Annotated in this window: 16 protein-coding genes and 1 pseudogene; 15 read left to right on the forward strand and 2 right to left on the reverse strand. The window is 70.9% G+C overall.

Annotation, left to right across the window (positions count from 1 at the left end; all coding sequences use genetic code 11):
* Positions 1 to 567: 567 nt before the first annotated feature.
* Positions 568 to 1820 (reverse strand): IS3 family transposase gene (locus ElP_RS27090; RefSeq protein WP_390836092.1). Its coding sequence is split into 2 segments (ribosomal slippage): positions 568 to 1490 and positions 1490 to 1820, totalling 1254 coding nucleotides; the frame shifts between segments, so codons are not numbered across the junction.
* Between the two features lie 701 nt (positions 1821 to 2521).
* Here ElP_RS27090 and ElP_RS27100 point away from each other — a divergent pair.
* The 15 genes and pseudogenes from ElP_RS27100 (at position 2522) to ElP_RS27165 (ending at position 15030) form a co-directional block, all read left to right on the forward strand.
* On the forward strand, positions 2522 to 2923 hold the full coding sequence (locus ElP_RS27100; RefSeq protein WP_145275596.1) for a hypothetical protein: 402 nt from the start codon (positions 2522 to 2524) through the stop codon (positions 2921 to 2923).
* Positions 2924 to 2926: 3 nt separating this feature from the next.
* Positions 2927 to 3334 carry an MT-A70 family methyltransferase gene (locus ElP_RS27105; RefSeq protein WP_145275598.1) on the forward strand — a complete coding sequence of 136 codons (408 nt, stop codon included), beginning with the start codon at positions 2927 to 2929 and terminating at the stop codon, positions 3332 to 3334.
* A gap of 288 nt (positions 3335 to 3622) precedes the next feature.
* Positions 3623 to 4135, forward strand: coding sequence for a hypothetical protein (locus tag ElP_RS27110; RefSeq protein ID WP_145275600.1), 513 nt, complete (start codon positions 3623 to 3625; stop codon positions 4133 to 4135).
* Positions 4136 to 4197: 62 nt separating this feature from the next.
* Positions 4198 to 5361 carry an IS256 family transposase gene (locus tag ElP_RS27115; protein ID WP_145275602.1) on the forward strand — a complete coding sequence of 388 codons (1164 nt, stop codon included), beginning with the start codon at positions 4198 to 4200 and terminating at the stop codon, positions 5359 to 5361.
* On the forward strand, positions 5291 to 5788 hold the full coding sequence (locus tag ElP_RS40785) for a site-specific DNA-methyltransferase (RefSeq protein WP_261344385.1): 498 nt from the start codon (positions 5291 to 5293) through the stop codon (positions 5786 to 5788). Before ElP_RS27115 ends, ElP_RS40785 begins: the two co-directional genes overlap by 71 nt.
* Positions 5789 to 5820: 32 nt before the next feature.
* A complete protein-coding gene (locus ElP_RS41385) occupies positions 5821 to 6033 on the forward strand; it encodes a DUF6444 domain-containing protein (RefSeq protein ID WP_390834832.1) in 213 nt (70 codons plus the stop codon).
* Positions 6034 to 6057: 24 nt separating this feature from the next.
* Positions 6058 to 7242 (forward strand): annotated as a pseudogene (gene tnpC / locus ElP_RS27125) (IS66 family transposase); the annotation flags it as partial.
* 23 nt (positions 7243 to 7265) lie between these two features.
* A complete protein-coding gene (locus ElP_RS27130; RefSeq protein ID WP_145275608.1) occupies positions 7266 to 7940 on the forward strand; it encodes an IS5 family transposase in 675 nt (224 codons plus the stop codon).
* Positions 7941 to 8778: 838 nt separating this feature from the next.
* Positions 8779 to 9771, forward strand: coding sequence for a sensor histidine kinase (locus ElP_RS27135; protein WP_231749276.1), 993 nt, complete (start codon positions 8779 to 8781; stop codon positions 9769 to 9771).
* A gap of 14 nt (positions 9772 to 9785) precedes the next feature.
* Entirely contained in the window at positions 9786 to 11234 is a 1449-nt protein-coding gene (locus ElP_RS27140) for a sigma-54-dependent transcriptional regulator (protein WP_145275612.1), read from the forward strand.
* 407 nt (positions 11235 to 11641) lie between these two features.
* Entirely contained in the window at positions 11642 to 12670 is a 1029-nt protein-coding gene (locus tag ElP_RS27145; protein WP_145275614.1) for a WD40 repeat domain-containing protein, read from the forward strand.
* Entirely contained in the window at positions 12667 to 12903 is a 237-nt protein-coding gene (locus ElP_RS27150; RefSeq protein ID WP_145275616.1) for a hypothetical protein, read from the forward strand. Before ElP_RS27145 ends, ElP_RS27150 begins: the two co-directional genes overlap by 4 nt.
* Positions 12904 to 13293: 390 nt before the next feature.
* Positions 13294 to 13665 (forward strand): hypothetical protein, encoded by a 372-nt coding sequence (locus ElP_RS27155; RefSeq protein ID WP_145275619.1) that lies wholly within the window; start codon positions 13294 to 13296, stop codon positions 13663 to 13665.
* A gap of 204 nt (positions 13666 to 13869) precedes the next feature.
* On the forward strand, positions 13870 to 14586 hold the full coding sequence (gene phoU / locus ElP_RS27160; protein WP_197446409.1) for a phosphate signaling complex protein PhoU: 717 nt from the start codon (positions 13870 to 13872) through the stop codon (positions 14584 to 14586).
* Between the two features lie 111 nt (positions 14587 to 14697).
* Positions 14698 to 15030, forward strand: a complete 333-nt coding sequence (locus ElP_RS27165; RefSeq protein WP_145275623.1) for an HPF/RaiA family ribosome-associated protein — start codon at positions 14698 to 14700, stop codon at positions 15028 to 15030.
* Positions 15031 to 15400: 370 nt separating this feature from the next.
* On the opposite strand, the gene ElP_RS27170 is transcribed toward ElP_RS27165, so the two are convergent.
* On the reverse strand, positions 15401 to 17725 hold the full coding sequence (locus ElP_RS27170) for a nitric-oxide reductase large subunit (RefSeq protein ID WP_145275625.1): 2325 nt from the start codon (positions 17723 to 17725) through the stop codon (positions 15401 to 15403).
* Positions 17726 to 17804: the final 79 nt, after the last annotated feature.

Below are 17804 nucleotides of genomic sequence, written 5' to 3' on the forward strand. Positions count from 1 at the left end.
CCCGGGCCCTGCCGAGGATCATCGAGCAATCCGGGAGCCCGCTGACATTCTCGGTCATCCTCCTGGACGACGATCGGGACGCCTCCGAGAACCTGGCCAGGCGGATCTCCCCACACCTCGGCGAGGGGGTCGGGCTCGGCTACTCGGCCGAAGGCCGGGACGGCCCCGGCATCTACGGCCTGAACCGCAACGTCCCCCAGACGATCCTCTTCGCCCGGGACGGCGTCGTCACCCGCAGCTTCGCCTTCCAGCAAGGGGCCGCCTACGCCGACCCCCACGTCCTCGGCGCCCTGGCCGAGTTGGTCGGGGCCGACCGGGACACCTTCGCCGCCTGGATGGCCCGGATCCAGGCCGAAGACGCTCGCCCGCAACGCCTGCCCCGCGCCAACCGACCCGGCGAACGCCCCGAATTCGAGGATCGTCCCGGACCAACCCCCGCCCCTCCGCCCGAGGCGCCGGGGGGTTTAGCCGATTCCCCCGATCGAGGCCACCCGGAGAGTTCACCGACGCGGTGGAGATCGATCATGTGTATCGCCCTGAGTTCTCTGGACGGGGACTTGAGGCTACTCACGCCGCTGTCGGGACGCCACCGTTCCGGTCCCGTCGGACCTGGCTCGGCGGCCTGTGGCCGTGGCGACCGATCTGCCATCGCTCGTCGTACGTCCGCTCGAACTCGCCCAACGCCTCGACCAACTCGGCCACCGGGGCGAACGTCCGGACCCAGAGCAGCTGCCCCTTGGGCGTGCGGATGAACCGCTCGGCGCGGCCGTCCCCCTGCGGCTCCCGCACGAAGCCCGGCGCGCTGGCCATCCCCAGCAAGGCCGGCTCCCGCCGGAAGTCGTCGCCGAGGTAGTTGCTCCCGTGGTCGTGGCGGGTGGTCAGCCCACGGGCGACCCCGGCCCCGAAGCCGCCGAAGTGCCCCCGCACCCCCTGCCGCAGCGGCCCCAACGCCTCGAACCGGTCGCCCCGCTTGGCGGCGTGCAGGCCGACGCACTCGCAGGTGCGGTGGTCCACCGCCACGAAGACGTGCACCGCGCCCTCGCCGGTGGTGACGGTCGTGGTCCTGTCGGTGCCCCACAGCGCGTCCGGCTCCTCGGCCGTGATCGTGCCGTCGTGGGCCTTCGGGCCGCGGGCGTGGCCGCCCCGGCGGGGGGCCCGGAGGTGGTGCCCCCGCATCGGCCGCCGCACCCGCCCGGACGCCGCGCGGATGCCCTGAGGCCGCAGGCGGGCCCAGGCCTTGCGGTAGCCCTCGCCGGTGAACGGGCTCTCGGCCGGCACCCGGCGGACGTGGACCACCAGCCCCTCGTCGGTGGCCGCCCCGGCCGGCCCCCGCTTCCCGGGGGCCGGCCGCTGCTCCGGCGGGACGGCCTCCCGGGCCTTGAGGTCGTCGGCCGTCGCGCGGGCCAGGCCGAAGATGCGGCAGGCCCGCTGCATGCCGTACCGCTTGCCGGTCGAGGGGGAGGCGGACCGGCTCAGGTGCTCCGCCTCCCCGACGCGAAAGGGCGGCCGCCCTCCAGGTGCCGGCACCTCATGCCGAGCGGCTGGCGATCCATCGTCAGCTGGCCGCCCTCGGCCTGGAGCCGGGCGACCAGCTCGTCCCGGCCGTCGGCCGGCCGGCCCTCGAGGGCCGCCGTGCCGCCGTCGAGGAAGCCGTCCCGCCAGGAGGAGAGGGTGGCGGCGGTGACGCCCAGCTCCCGGGAGAGGGTGTCGAGGTCCTCGCCCCGCAGCAGGCGGACGACGGCCTCGGCCTTCCGCCTGGCGGGGAAGCGGCCCCGATCGGGCGACTCAGGTGTGCTGCGATTCTGGGTCACCTCGGGCACTCCTTGCTGGGCCATTATGGCCCATGAGAGTGCCCTGAGAAAATCTCAGGCGAAGGACTCGGAACAACTGACCCATGCCGGGCACGGCCTCTGGATGGCGAGATACAGCCAACTCACGGGTCTGTCACCCCGAGAGGCCGAGGCCACCATCAAGTGATGCCTCGGTCACCACGACGTAGGTCCGACCGACGACGCATCGCCTTCAGTCGTGGCGGGGCTTCGTGAGCCGGTCGTCGAATCCCACCGGCGTTATGCCGCTTTCGGGGAGGAGCGGGAAGAACGACCCGTCCGCCGAGATCTCGGCCCGGAGCACGATGAATTGACCCACGAGGACGAGGAGCGGCCGGGAGATGATGAAGAGAAGGAGCGATGGAAGGACGAGGAAGAAGAGCGGATGGAGTGACAGCGGAAAATGGCGAAGAGATGGAAGAGGTGGCGGATTAACGCATTAAAAGGAGCATTCTGACACCGGCGGAATGGGTCGTGAGGAGGGCACCCAGCCCTGATCGCAATCCATTCAACATCAGGAGGTTAGATCAATGGACAATGCTGTCGGCGTAATCGGCGGCGGTCAAGGGGCGGTCTCCGAAGACTCCATCAAGAATCGTGAGGACGCCGGCCAGTAGGGCCTGAGCCTGGAAAAGCTGTCGGTCCTCGCCAGCTAGGAAATCGGCGAGGCACGCCAGCTCCAGGCCGAGGCGGTGGGCCTCGCCTGCCGCTCGACGGTCACCTTCTACCGGATTGGGCGGACGCTCTGGTGCGGCCGCAAGAAGCTCAAGGGCAAGGGCAGGCATGCCTGGACCCGCTGGCAGAAGGAGAACGGCATCCCGATCACTTCGGCCTGGCAGGCGATCCGCCAGTACCAGGAGGCCGAGGGCGAGACGGCGGTTGCCGACCGGCCCCGTACCCAGGCCCTCCGAGCATCGAAGAGGTTCGGTGCAATCATGGCCGACCCGCCCAGGCCCTATCGATCAACCAGAGCGGTCCTCGGCAACGGCGGCAGGGGAGCGCAAGGTGGGCGGGCGGCCAATATCGTCCTGGTCAGTGCCAAAGCCCACTACATGGCGATGCCCCTGGGCGAGATCAAAGCCCTGCCGGTGTGAGAGATCGCCGCCAAGGACTCGCACCTCTACCTCTGGACGACCAATTCCTTCCTGGCGGAGGCCCACGAGGTCGCTCGGGCCTGGGGGTTCGTGCCGAAGACCGTGATCACCTGGGGCAAGGTGCGGCGCAGCGACCCGGCTACTCCCTCGATGAAGACAGGCCACTGGATTCGCTCGGCCACGGAGCACGTCCTCTCCGCCGTGAGGGGGAGGCAGCGGCTCCTGGGTCCGACGATGCCGACACTGGTCCTCCACCGCGGGCTGCCGCACAGCGTCAAGCCCGAGTGCTTCTACCAGATGGTCGAGGAGCAGACCCCCGGTCCGTACCTGGAGCTGTTCGCCCGGCGGCGCCGTGCCGGGTGGGACGACTGGGGCGATGAGGTCGAATCGACCGTTCGCCTGGGATCGTGACGACACCGGTCAAACCTGCACCGGCACGATCCCGCAGATGAGGCGTCCCGGCGGATGGCCGCCTTGCAAGGGACGCAAGCGAAGGAGGACGACCGGCCCACCGGGGCGTTCTGCGTCCGTGTGCGCTTAGCGGGGCCACCGGCGGGGACGGGACGAGGGTCATTTGCGCACCAACACCAGATTGGAGGGACGATGAGCACGACGACGGACATCGAAATATCCACCCAGGGCGACCGGAGCCCGATCCTCGACAAGTCGGACCAGGCCGACCTCGACTAGTTCCAGGCCATGCCGGACCTGATCCGAGACCGCACCCGGAGCATGGCTGAACGCTATCAGGTCGGCGCCTACCTCGTCGGCAGGCCGGGGTCGTCGAAGACCCACACGGTGCAGGAGACGCTGGAGCGGCTGGATACGCCCTGGACGTACCGCAACAGCCGGATGAGCCCGATGGGCCTCTACTGCCTGCTGGAGGAGCACCCGGAATACACCGTCGCCCTCGACGACATCCACACCATGTTCGGCCAAGACGCCGCCCTCCAGATCCTCATGGGAGCCCTCGGCGGCAGGCCCGGCCAGGTCCGCACCGTTGCCATCACGACCAAGGACGAGCGGAAGTCTTCCGAGTTCAGCGGCGGCATCATCGCCATCTCGAACCTGCTGCTGGGACGAGACCCGCTGGCCGACGCCGTGGCCAGCCGGGTCGCCCGGCTGGAGCACGAGCCGAGCGACGAGATGATCGCGATAGTGCATCCTGGTTTCTGGAAATTCCCCGCCCGCCTGGGCGAGGGCTCGGCTTGAAGCGGCGGGTCACCGCCGGTCCCCCCGGAAAGTGCCGACCGACCCCAGGGAGGCCGCCGCCGATGACCCACCAGGATCAACCTGCCGCCATCGACGAGGTCATGGAACTGCTGGCCGAGCATGGCTCCGACGGCCTGGCCCAGGCCATCGGCGTCCTGCGCGACGAGCTCATGGAGCGGGAGCGGACCCAGGCCCTCGGGGCCGCCCCCCACCGGCGATCCGAGGCACGCAAGGGCTCCGCCAACGGCTCCAAGCCCCAGACGCGGCACACCCCGATGGGGCCGATCGCCGTCCGGGTGCCGCAGGCCCGAGGCCTCGACTCCTATGCCTCGGCGTTGGAGAGGGGCGTCCGCAGCGAGCGGGCGTCGAAGCCGGCCGTCGCCGAGAGGGACGGGCCGGGCGTCTCGACCGGCAAGGGGGCCGCCATCGCCGAGCGGCCCCGCGGGTCGGAGGTCACCGGCAGTCAGGTCAGCCGGGCCGCCGGGGCCCTCGACGAGGGGCCGGAGGGGTGGCGGGGCCGCCCGCCGGGGGAGACGCCGTACCCGATCCCGGATGCCCGCGACGAGGAGGTCCGCCTCGGCGGCTCGATCGCCTCGTGTGCGGTGCTGACGGCCATCGGCATCGATCCCGAGGGCCGGCGGTCGATCCCCGGGGTCGGCGTCTCGATGGCGGAGGCGGAGGTCCACTGGCGGGGCTTCCCGGCCTCGCTGCAGGCCCGTGGGCCGCACGGGGTCGAGATGCCCACCGGCGACGCCCACGCCGGCCGGGAGCAGGCCCTGGCCGCCCGGCTGACCGGCGTGCCGCGGCGGCGGGGCCAGTCCCCCCCGGCGGAGGACGCCCCGGCCTACGTGCCGAGGCCGTCGCTGCCGCCGGAGGTCGCCGCCGGCCCGCGGGCGGTCTTCGACGCCCCGGATCGCGGCGAGGCCGAGCGGCGCCTGGGCCTGGCGGCGAAGAGGTGCCGGGCCGTGGCCCCGAAGCCGGCCGAGTGGCCGGAGCAGGACGTGCCGGAGGGGCTGACCATCTTGACGCTGCCGCCGGGCCGCCGGCGGCGGCTGCGGACGAGCGACATGCCGGAGCGGCTGAACGAGGAGGTGAGCCGGCGGACGCAGGTGGCGGGGTTGTCCCCGAACGAGGGATCAGTCCTGCGGCTGGTCAGTGCGGTGGCGATGGGGATCAGCGAGGGCTGGGAGACAGGGCGGAGACGTATGGCGATGGGACCGGGGTGACCTGTCCGCCTTCAGGCCGGGAATTTACAGAAAGGGGGTTGCACGATCCGAGTTCCAGCAGAAGCTCGTCTGGCACACACCCAACGACATGCAGCCCAAGAGCCGGCGGATGTTCAAGCAGACCTGGGAGCCCATCTTCGTGTACCGCCGCTCGGGCTGCGACCTGCTCGTCCACGACCACGAGAAATCCTGGTCCGGTGAGCTGCACGACAAGGACTGCCATATCGCCCCCGTGCCGCAGTCGAACTATTCCGGGGAAGATTTGAAGCGGCACCCGTGCCAGAAACCGGTCTCGGTCATGCGCTGGCTGATCTACGCCCTGACCCGCCCTGGCGAGCGGGTGATCTCCCTCTTCAGCGGCGTCTCGCCCTGCGGGGTGGCCGCCCTCCAGCTCGGACGCAATAGGCGTTCAAGGGTCGGGTGTTGAATGAGCCGGGGGTATTCCCTATACCTGGGGCCATGAGTGATTCGCCTCCGATCCCGGAACCCCTGTGGCGATCCGTGCCACCCGAGGCCCAGGCCGCCGTCCGGGCCCGGTTGGGGTCGTTGGAGCGGCGGGTCGCCGAGTCGGAGCGGCGGCTCGACACCAACTCCGCCAGCTCCTCCAGGCCGTCGTCCGCCGATCCCCCCTCGGCCAAGCGTCGGCCCCCGGCCCTCGCCTCGGGCAGGTAGAGGGGCGGCCCGCCCGGCCATCGCCACCAACGCCGGGCCCCGGTCCCACCCGAGGCACTCCGGCAGGTCATCGAGTGCAAGCCCCCGGAGTGCCGTCGCTGCGGTCAGGCTCGCGCTGGCGATGATCCCGCACCGCTGCGACGTCAAGTCGCCGAGGTGCCGCCGATCCAGCCGGTCGCGGGCGAATACCGGCTGCATCGCCTTAGGTGCCCCCGTGGCCGCACCTCGACCCGTGCCCCCTCGCCGCCGGGCGTGCCCCCCGGGGCCTTCGGTCCCCGGCTGCGGGCCAACCTCGGCGTCCTGGCCGGGGGCTACCGCCTGGGCAAGCGACCGGTCCGGCAGATGGCCTCCGACATGCTCGGGCTGTCGCTCTCCACCGGCATGACCTGCCGGCTCGGGCGTCAGGGGGCCGCCGAGTTGCGGGCCCCGGTCGAGGAGCTTCGGGAGCATGTCCGGGGGGCCGACTCGGGCCACATCGACGAGGCGGTCCGAGAGCAGGGCCAGGCCGATGTGTGGCCGTGGGCGGCCGTGACGAAGATGGCCGCCGTTTTCACCATCGCCCCGGGTCGGGGGGCCGATGTGGCCAGGGCCATGCTCGGGACCGCCGCCCGGAAGGTCGTCATCAGCGACCGGCTCGAGAGCTACAACCGGATCAAGCGATGGCAGTCCTGCTGGGCCCGCCCCCGGCGGGACTCCCAGGCGATGATCGACCGCGGGGGCGAGGCCGGCGAGGTCGGCCGGCGGTTGATGGAGCACTCCGACGCCCGGTTCGGGTGGTGGTACCGGGTGCGGGATGGGACGCTGTCCCGGTCGAGCTTCCGGCTGTCCGTGTCGTGGCCGCGGGCCCGCCCGGTAGATGACCTGGGGTGGGGGGCGGCGTGCTCCTGCCCCAGGACGGCGGGGACGTGCCGGGAGTTGCTCCCCGGTGAGACGCACCTGTGGACCTTCGCCCGAGTCGAAGGGATCGAGCCGACGGGCAACGACGCCGAGCGGGAGTTGCGACATGCGGTGATCTGTCGCAAGGCCAGCGGCGGCACCGACAGCGAATCCGGGAGCCGGTTCGTGGAGCGGATGCTCTCGGCGGTGGCGACGTGCCGCCAGCAAGGCCTCGGCGTGCTGGATTACCTGACCCACTGCTATCAGGCCCACCTCGACGGACATCCTGCCCCCTCGCTCCTCCCAGCCACCTCCGACGCTCAAGCCGCCTGATCAGGGCGTGAACACCTACGTTCGTGCTGACGACCGGGGCCCGCTGGGAGGCCATCCCGCCGGAGCCCGGCTGCTCCGGACGCACGGCCCGCCGCCGGCTGCGGGCCTGGGAGGGGGTCGGCATCCGGGACCGCCTCCACGCCGACCTGCTGGGCACGCTCAAACGGGCCGGCAAGCCCGATGTCGGCATCGTGATCGTCGACGGCGTGACGGTCAAGGCCTCCGGCGGGGGCGAGGCGACCGGCCCCAGCCCCGTCGACCGCAGGAAATCCTGCACGAAGCACACCCTCCTGGTGAATCGCCACGGCGTGCCGCTGGCGACCCGCACCGCCGGGGCGTTTGCCAGCGACCACACGCAGATCATCCCGGTGGTGCTCGACTTCCCGAGGGTCAAGGGGACGCCGTGCCGCCCGAAGGGGTTGCCGGACGACCTGTACGCCGACCGGGGCTATGACAGCGAGGGGACCAGGGGGTTCCCGCGGTGGCTGGGCATCGAGCCGCACATCGCCACGCGGGAGACGCCGCACGGCAGTCGGCTCGGGGTGATCCGCTGGGTGGTGGAGCGGACGACCGCCTGGCTGAAGGGGCTGCGCCGGCTGCGGGTGCGATACGACCGGCTGGGGGTGATCATCGATGCCTGGACGACGCCGGCGGCGAGCGTCCTCTGCTTCCGCATCCTGCACCATGACGCCATGTGAAAAAGCAGGGTCTTGTCAGAGCTTGTAAGCGAGGGGAACCACGCTACCTGCACGAGCTCGTCCGGCCCTCAAGCCAGGGAAATGTCACGTTATTTCATGCCTTGAGCAGGGCGTTCCACTGATACTCCTCGCCCAAGGCATACTTCAGGCGTCTGGCCTAGATCCCCCGTCGGCACCCGGTCTTGCCCCTCAATAAACCAAGGGCCAACCGCCGGATCACACTCAAGTTCGCCGCCGCGTGGCCCGTCCGAACCCGAGACGCATCCACCCGGAAGCTCACATCTAGTTACCAATGCGGTTGATTCTCGATCCCACACTGACCCCGCACCGCGGCGGCGAACTCCTACGCGGATCGCTGACGGATCGGGTCGTAGGATCGCCCCTCCAGGCCGGTCCGCCCCCGTGAAGCCGTCCGCTCCGAGAACGCCAAGCCCACGGCACGCAGGTCCTGGCACAAGCCCTCCAGATCGAACCCCGTGGGGCCGGGAAGACCATCGGTGCGGACTTCCCGGCGATCTTAATTGGGGGGTGCCTGCGGGGCCGTTCGGTGCGGGGGTCGGTGTGGTCCCGGAAGGGGTCGTGGAGGGCGGCGGGTCCGTCGCTGGACATGAGCGTGTCCGTCGGGGTGAGAGATGACCCACGTGAAGAGCCCCGATTGTACGCCCACAGACTTTCTCCAAGCAGCGTCAGATCGCTTTCTTCATGCGTCGGTCCTTGTTTGGGCCGAGCAATCGGGCGTCGGGACGGTCAGGTGGCCAGGCCCTATACTTGGTGGGAGCCGCCCCGCCTCGCGTGCGAGCGGGCCCGAATCGAATCGATCCTCGGCCTGGATGGGGTCATGTTGACGCGCAGCCTCCTGTTCCGGATCGCGGGTCCGACGTTGTTCGTGGGCCTGCTGTTCCTCGGATCGTGTCTCGTCGCGGGCGTCTCCCTGTACCACCGGCAGGCCGCCGCGCTGCGGGATCTCCGAGACCACATCACGGACGACAGGTCCGTTGCCGATGACCTGCCGGCGGATCTGGCCGAGTCGGAGGTGACGCTGCGGCGGGCGGCGGCCTGGGCGACCGGGGGCCTGGCCGGGGTCGCGGCGGCCGGGATGCTGGCCGCGCTGCTGGCCGGCTTCTCGACGGCCCGCGGCCTGGGCCGCGCCGTGCTACGGGCCGAGGAGCTGGCCGAAGTCGGCCAGATCGCCGCCGGGCTGGCCCACGAGCTGCGCAACCCCTTGACCTCCATCAAGATGCTCGTGCAGATCGACCGCGAGAAGGCCGAGGCCCATGGCCTGCCGTCGGACGACCTCCATGCCATCGAGCAGGAGATCCAGCGGATGGAGGGCCGGCTCAACGCCTTCATGGACTTCGCCCGGCCCCCCCGGCCCGAGCGCCGGAGGCTCGACCTGGCGGTGGTCGTCGACCAGACCCTCGCCCTGGTCCGGGGGAGGGCGGCCAAGCAGCGGGTGGCTCTGCGATTCGACCGCCCCGGCACGCCGATCCTGGTGGAGGCCGACGGCGAGCAGATCCGGCAGTTGCTGGTCAACCTGGCCCTCAACGCCCTGGATGTCATGCCCCGCGGCGGCATCCTCGAGATCACGTTGCTCGAGCCGGCCGGAGGCGAGGCCGAGCTGCGCGTGCTGGACACCGGGCCGGGCATCCCGGCGCGGCACCTCGGGCGGCTCTACGAGCCCTTCTTCACCAGCAAGGAGACGGGCCTGGGCCTGGGCCTGGTCGTCTCGCAGCGGATCGCCAGGGACCACGGCGGCAGCCTCCGGGCGGAGAACCGGACAGAGGGCGGGGCCTGTTTCGCCCTCCGGCTGCCGGCCAGACACGACCTATGATGCGAGGCACCCCCATGACCGACGTCCTGGTGATCGACGACGAGCCGTTCATCCGCCACGCCTTCCGCAAGGCCTTCGAGGACACCGAGCTGGACGTGCGGACGGCCGGCGATGCGGCCGAGGGGATGGCGTTCCTCGCCCGAGAACGCCCTTACGCGGTGGTCCTGGACATCAACCTGCCCGACCGCTCGGGCCTGGACGTCTTCGGCGACATCCGCCGGCTCGACGCCCGGATCCCGGTGATCTTCATCACCGGCCACGGGACCACCGAGACGGCGATCGAGGCCATGAAGTTGGGCGCCTTCGACTACCTGCTCAAGCCCCTGGACGTGCCCCAGGTCCGGGAGCTGGTCACTCGGGCTTGCGAGGTCGGCCGCCTGGCTCGCGTCCCGGCCCTGACGCCCGACGAGCCGCCGGCGCCCGGGCCCGCCGACGTGCTCGTCGGCCGCAGCCCGGCCATGCAGGAGGTCTACAAGGCCATCGGACGGGTGGCGCCTCAGGACGTCACGGCGCTGATCCTGGGCGAGAGCGGCACGGGCAAGGAGCTGGTGGCGCGGGCCATCTATCAGCACGGCCGACGAGCCGCCGGCCCGTTCCTGGCCGTCAACTGCGCCGCCATCCCCGAGACGCTGCTGGAGAGCGAGTTGTTCGGCCACGAGAAGGGGGCGTTCACCGGTGCCGACCGCACGCGGATCGGTGTCTTCGAGCAGTGCCACGGCGGGACGCTGTTCCTGGACGAGATCGGCGACATGACGCCGCTGACCCAGGCGAAGATCCTGCGGGTCCTGCAGGACGGCCGCTTCGAGCGGGTCGGCGGCAACGAGACGATCCGGGCGGACGTGCGGATCATCGCCGCCACGAACCGGGACCTGCCGGAGATGGTCGCCGCCGGGGAGTTCCGCGGCGACCTGTACTACCGCCTGGGGGTCTTCACGATCACCCTACCTCCCCTGAGGGAGCGGCTGGAAGACCTGCCGGGCCTGGTCGATCACTTCCTGTCGCGGTTCAGCCCCGAGCTGGGGAAGGAGGCCTATCGGGCGTCGCCCGAGGCAATGGAACTACTGCGAGGCCACCCCTGGCCGGGCAACCTCCGAGAGCTGCAGGGGGTGCTGAAGCAGGCGCTGCTGCGGGCCCAGGGGCCGGTGCTGCTGCCCGAGTTCCTGCCGGGGTCGATCCGAGGCGGCGCGGCCCCCGGCGGGGGCGACCCGCCGCCGGAGTCCGTCGACTGGGAGGGGTTCTTGGAGGAACGGCTCCGCGCCGGCACGCAGGACCTCTACGCCGAGGCGCTGGGGCTGATCGAGCGGTCGCTGGTGACGCGGGTGCTGCGTCGGACCGGGGGCAACCAGGCGCAGGCGGCGAAGATCCTGGGGATCACGCGGGGCAGCCTGCGGACCAAGATCCGCACCCTCGGCGTCCGGATCGAGCGGGCGGTGTGGTCGCCCGACGACCCGTCGGGCCGCTAGGCGACCCCGCAGATCGCCCGGCGACCCTGGGGGCAGTCCGACGGCCCGAAGACCCCGACGACGACGCGTGCCCGACGATGCCCGGGCCTGCGGTGTCGCCGAAGTGAAATTTGACACAAATCGATTCGAGCGAGTGGTTTGCGTTGTAGGGGGCGAGGGGAAAACTCCGGCGGACGCGTTTGGGCACGGTTCTTGATTAAGTGTTCTCACGTCCTGCGGCAACTCCGGTCGAAGGTCGACCGGGGCCGCACGATCGTCGCAACGGACCGGGCCGGTCACGGCGGGGCTTACCGCCGGCGGGCGGATGATCTCCGTCCGCGCCGGGCACGGGGGTAGCCAACCGCGGTCACCGACCGGGGCGATCGCCTCGACGGATTGCCGCCGCGTTAATACTCGGAAATGATGACATGAAAAACACACTCGCCCATTCGCCGCGTCCCCTCCGCCGGGCCAGCCACGGCAACGTCGTCACCTCGGTCGCCTTCGCGCCCGACGGAGAGACCCTGGCCAGCGGCAGCTGGGACGGGACCATCAAGCTCTGGGACGTCCGAGGCGGGAAGCTGGCCCCGCGTCGTACCCTGCGCGGGGAGTGGGACGAGGTCGAGGCGATCGCCTTCGCGCCCGACGGCTCGGTCGCGGGCCTGGGCACCGGCTGGGACGGCACCCCCTTCGGCGCCGTGACGGTGTGGGCCCCGGGGGCGTCCCGGGGGCTGCCGCTGCTCCGGGTGGCCGACAAGCTCGACGCGATCGCCTTCGCGCCCGACGGGGCGACGCTGGCGACGGCGAGCGCCGACTCGCGCACGGTGACGCTCTGGGACGTGGCGACGGGCCGGGAGCGGGAGACCCTGCCGGATCACCGGGGGCCGGTCTGGTCGGTGGCGTTCTCCCCCGACGGGAGGACATTCGCGGCGGCCTCCGGGGCGGTGCCGGCGGTCGCTGACCGGGATGGCGACCCCCAGCCCGGCGCAATCCGCCTATGGGATCTCGCCGGACCCGGGCCCAGGCGTCGCGTCGACCTGGTCGGCCACGCGTACGGGATCGTCTCGGTGGCCTTCGCACCGGGCGGGGCGACGCTGGCCTCGGGCGGATTCGACTGCGCCGCGAAGCTCTGGGACGTGGCCGCCGCCCACGAACGGGCGACGCTCGAAGGGCACGGGGCCTGGGTCGCCTCGGTGGCGTTCTCGCCCGACGGCTCGGCCCTGGCGACAGGCAGTCACGACCAGGCGATCAAGCTCTGGGACGCGGCGACCGGGCGGGAGTTGGCGACCCTCGAGGGGCACACCGGCAACGTCTACTCCGTGGCCTTCTCGCCGGACGGGACGCTGCTGGCCTCGGGCAGCCTCGACGGGAGCGTGAAGATCTGGGACGTGGAGGCTCATCGGGCCGGGCGCCCCCCGGACCCCCAATCCATCGACCTCGAGGAGGCAGCACGATGACTCATGCATTGAAGGCTTCCATTGTGTTCTCCCTGGGCACCTGGTGGCACGTCCGTCAGGTCAGGGCCCACCACCGCCGATACCCGGAAATCCGGGGCGAGGGCCGCTCGCGCCGCGCCGCGCTCGATCAGCTGGCCCACCAGCTCAACCGAGCCCTCGATTCCGCCCCCGGCCGCGGATATCGCACCGGGATCGAACGTGCCCTCGACGAGATCCGGTCGCTCAGGCGGTAGGCCGGCCGCCGCCAGTCGCCTCGCCACCGCGGGACGGACACCATCCCCGGATTGACCGCCGGCCTTCGGCGCCAGACGGAGTGAATCATGACCGAGACGAACCGACTCCGAGCCGGTCGGCGGCGGGCCGCCGACCGCATACGACCCCGTGCCCTCGCCCTGCTCCGAGGGCGATGGCGACCGTTCGTCGACCTGTCGCGCCCCGACCGGTCCATCGCCGAGGCCGCGGCGACCTCACCCTGCAAGGATTCTGGCGCAACTCCCGGCGAAGGGAAGCGGAGTACGCCAGGCGGTTGGCCGCCCGGCTGGGCCGCGGATCGGCACCTTACCCCGCGGCGGGCGGGGGATCGCCGATGGCGGGGCAACCGGAGGCCCCGGAGGAGGTGCGATATGCATGACCTCTTCGATCGGAGGACGAGACGGGTAGCGACCGGCCTGGTCGAGCGTCGCCCCGAGGGCGGTACGCCGGTCGAGGTCGTCATGCACCGGGGAAAGGCCTACCTCCGGTCGGTCGGCGGCACCGGCCCCGCCTCGAAGGCGGCCTGGGCCCAACAGCCCGAGATCGGGTACCTGGCGCCGCTGGCGATCGGATCCGCCCTCCTGGCCGTCGTCGTCGTCGCGACCCTCGCCTTCATGGCCGCCTTCGCGGCGACGTTCGAGGCCGCCACGCGGGCCCTCCCCGAGGGGGGGCTCACGGCACCGCGACCGGATGCGGCCGGGGCGTTGGAGATCGAAGGGGACCGGAGGCGTGAGGCCCTCTGATCGCCCACGAACGCCACATCGCGAGCGCCTCGGGCGATCCGAACCTCCGGGAGGCCTGGCGTGACCTCGGGCGGCGCGAGGCCGAGACGGCGGATCGACTGGGGCGACACCTGGATTCCGTCCGCCGCCGGCCACCGGACCCGGGCGACGGCGACCCTTGAAGGGGAAAAATAGATAATGAATATTTGCAACGGGAGGAGCATCATGAGGGCATTCGAGCAGGAGCTGGAGCGAATCACGGCGTCGCTCCTCCGGCTGGCCGCCCTCGCGGAGGAGCGGGTCGCCGACGCCATCCGGTCGCTCTGCGACCGCAGTCCCGACCTGGCCGACGCGGTGATCCGCGGCGACGAGGTCATCGACTGGCTGGAGGTCCGCATCGAGCTGGACTGCCTGCAGTTCCTGGCGAGGCACGACCCGATCGCCGGCGACCTGCGTCGCGTCGCCGCGGCCCTGAAGGTCAACCACGAGTTGGAGCGGATGGCCGACGAGGCGGTCAGCATCGCCCGGCGTGCCCGGACGCTCTGCGACCTCTCACCGGTCGTCCCGATCCCCCGGGAGCTGGGGGCGATGGCCGATGCGGCCATGGCGATGATGCGCGCCAGCCTCGACGCGTTCGTCGCCGCCGACGCCGGGCGGGCCAGGGCCGTCGTCGCCCGGGATGACGAGGTCGATCGGCTCCACCGCCGGGTCATCGCGGCACTCAAGGGCACGATGCGGGGCCATCCCGATGCGATCGACGCGGGCCTACCCCTGTACTCCGCGGCCAGTCATCTGGAGCGAATCGCCGACCACGCGACCAACATTGCCGAGGAGGCGGTCTACCTCACCGAGGGGGCGATCATCCGTCATCGCTTCGACCAGGCGTATGGGGGCCGCCGACTCGCAGACCGGTGTCGGCTCGCCCGGAGTCGCTCGACCTGAGCGGACCGACTGCGCGGGTCCCCTTCGGATCGGCGAGACGGGGCGATTGGCCGCGATTCGACTCAACCTCATGGCATCCGCCGGAATCACCCCTCACCTTGGAGCAGAGCGATGCGACTGGAGATGCACGGACTGAAGTACGAACTGGACGACCCGCTGAAGGATCACATCGAGCGGCGGCTTCGGTCCGCCCTGGGGCGCCTCGAGGGGCGGATCGACAGGGTGACGGTCACCCTGACCGACGTCAATGGGCCCCGAGGCGGCCCCGATAAACGATGCCGGATCGCCGTCTCCCTTGCTCCCCGGGGCGGGGTCATCGTCACCGGCGTGGGCAGCGACCCGTTCGCCCTCGTCTCCCGCGCGGCGAGCCGGGCCGGGCGGGCCACCCGACGTGCCCTGGATCGTCGGCGCCGGACCTCTGCCCGAACGGTATGCCTCAGCTAATCCTCGGGATGGGAGCGTCCGCGACCGGACCGGCCTGTTCAGCCGTGGCGTGGAGCGACGGGCCCGTCGCTCCACGAATCGCTGACGACGGAGCTCACCCCGATGCGAGAGCACTATCTCTCCGACCTCACCGGCGATCGGGAGGCCCTCCTCGTAGCGCTGGACCCCGTCGACGAGGTCGGACGTCGATCGCGGAGCGAAGCTCGTCGGTGTGTACGGGCCGATGGGTCGCTCGACGGGCTCTCGGGTCGTCATGGCCATGAGCCTCCCGCTCCGAGCATCCCGTAAGCCGACCGGGGCTGGGAGGTGAGCATGGCGTCTCCAACGAGGCCTCCTCGGAGATCCTCGTCGGAGACGCCCGCGAAGAGGTTCAGGCGCCGGCAGAGACTTCCTCGTCCCTCGGCTGCATGATCGACTCGGGGGACCGGTGGTATTCGTCCTCCCGGCCCGAACCCGGGCGGATCGACCAGCCGGTCCTCAGCCCCAGGACGAACCAGCCCAGGGCCACGATGCCGGCGGCGAAGATCGTGTCGCCGACCACCCGCATCCAGCGGAGCACCTCCATGGGGCCGGTCTGCATGAACTCGGCCGACCGGGCGTACCACGTGCCCTTGTCCACGCTGGCGACCGTCTGGAGCAGCCCCACCGGCAGGACGCTCAGCAGGACCATCAGGGCCAGCCCGACGTTGATCGACCAGAAGGCGAAGCTCAGCGGCCCGGTCTTCCAGTCGTGACCCGAGGTCAGCCCCTTCAGGCAGAACAGCATCAGGCCGATGCCGAGCATCCCGTAGACGCCGAAGAGCGCCGTGTGGGCGTGCACCGGGGTCGTGTTCAGCCCCTGCATGTAGTACAGGGCGATCGGCGGGTTGATCAGGAACCCGAACAGCCCGGCGCCGACGAGGTTCCAGAAGGCCACCGCCACGAAGAAGTAGATCGGCCACTTGTACGACCGGACCCATGACCTCGCCCTGCCGAGCGACAGGTTCTCATACGCCTCGAAGCCGATCAGCGTCAGCGGCACGACCTCCAGGGCGCTGAAGACCGCCCCCAGCGCCATGACCGACGTCGTCGTGCCGGAGAAGTAGAGGTGGTGGAAGGTGCCGATGATGCCCCCGGAGAGGAAGATGCTCGTCGCGAAGAGCACGGCGGCCGTCGCCGTCGCGGTCCTCAGCAGGCCCATCCGGGTGAACAGGAAGGCGATCACCACGGTGGCGAAGACCTCGAAGAAGCCCTCCACCCAGAGGTGCACGACCCACCATCGCCAGTACTCGGCGATGGCCAGGTTGGTGTGGCGCTGCCAGATCAGGCCGGGGACGTAGAACAGCGGGATGGCCGCTGAGGCCAGCAGGAACAGGGCGAGGAGGTGCCGGTGGTCCCCCTTCTGCCGAAACGCCGGCCAGATCGCCCGCCCCATCAGTCCCAGCCAGAGGAACAGGCCGACGGCCAGGAAGAGCTGCCAGAACCGGCCGAGGTCCACATATTCATACCCCTGGTGACCGAACCAGAAGTTCGTCTCGTTGCCCAGCCGCTGCTGCACCGCCATCCACTGGCCGGCCATCGAGCCGACGACGATGATCAGCGTGCAGGCGAAGAGGAAGTTCACCCCCAGTCGCTGGAACCTCGGCTCGTGGCCCGAGACGGCCGGGGCCATGAACAGGCCGGTGGCCAGCCAGGCCGTGGCGATCCAGAAGATGCCGAGCTGCTGGTGCCAGGTCCGCGTGACGCTGTAGGGCAGCCACTCCGCCAGCGGGAAGCCGTAGAACCCCGAGCCCTCGACGCCGTAGTGCGCCGTGACGGCCCCCAGGCCGACCTGCGCCACGATCAGCGCGGCGACGACCCAGAAGTACTTGAGCGTCGCCCGCATCGAGGGCGTGGGCGTGTGCGACTTGGTCGGGTCGACCTCCGGCGGGTCGTGCGGGGCCTCCTCGCGGTGCTTCAGGACGGCGTAGTACCAGGCCAGGGCGCCGATGCCCGCCAGGAGCACCACGAAGCTGACGACCGACCAGATGACGACCTGCCCGCTCGGCCGGTTGTCGATCAGCGGCTCGTGCGGCCAGTTGTTCGTGTAGGTCACCTCGCCCCCCGGCCGCTCGGTGGCGCAGACCCACGCCGCCCAGAAGAAGAAGGCGTTGAGCTGCGCCAGCCGCTCGGGCGTCTTGATCGACCCGGCCGGGATGGCGTAGGCGTCCCGCAGTTGGTCCATGGCGGGGTCGTCCCCGAACAGGGCGGTGAAGTGGGCGCCGACCGCGTCGATCGCCTCGGCCCTCCGGGACGAGACGACCAGGTCGCCCGTCTCGGGGTCGTAGGAATTCGTCCGCAACTCCCGCTTCAGCCGCGCCCGCAGGGCCGCCTGCTCCTCGTCCCCCAGTTCGTCGAATGACCGACCGGACCGCTCGGCCGCCCAGTCGTCGAGGAGCCAGGTCGCCTCGCGATGGAGCCAGTCGGCCGACCAGTCCGGCGCGACATAGGCCCCGTGCCCCCAGACGCTGCCGACCTCCTGGCCGCCCATCGATTGCCAGACGTTTTGGCCCTCGCGGATGTCGTCGCCCGCGAAGAGCACCTCGCCGTCGGTCGTCACCACCCGCTCGGGGACCGGCGGCGCCTGCCGGTAAATCTCCCTGCCGTAATAGCCGAGCACCGCGAAGGACCCGATCAGCACGGCCCCCAGGCCGAGCCATAATCGTCCGTATCGCATGGAGTTCCTCAGGTTCTGGAACCGTTTCCGAGCCCGTCGCGGCCGCCCGGACCCGACGCGATCGACCCGCCTCGGGGCG

The sequence above is a fragment of the Tautonia plasticadhaerens genome, from assembly GCF_007752535.1.
GTDB lineage: Bacteria > Planctomycetota > Planctomycetia > Isosphaerales > Isosphaeraceae > Tautonia > Tautonia plasticadhaerens.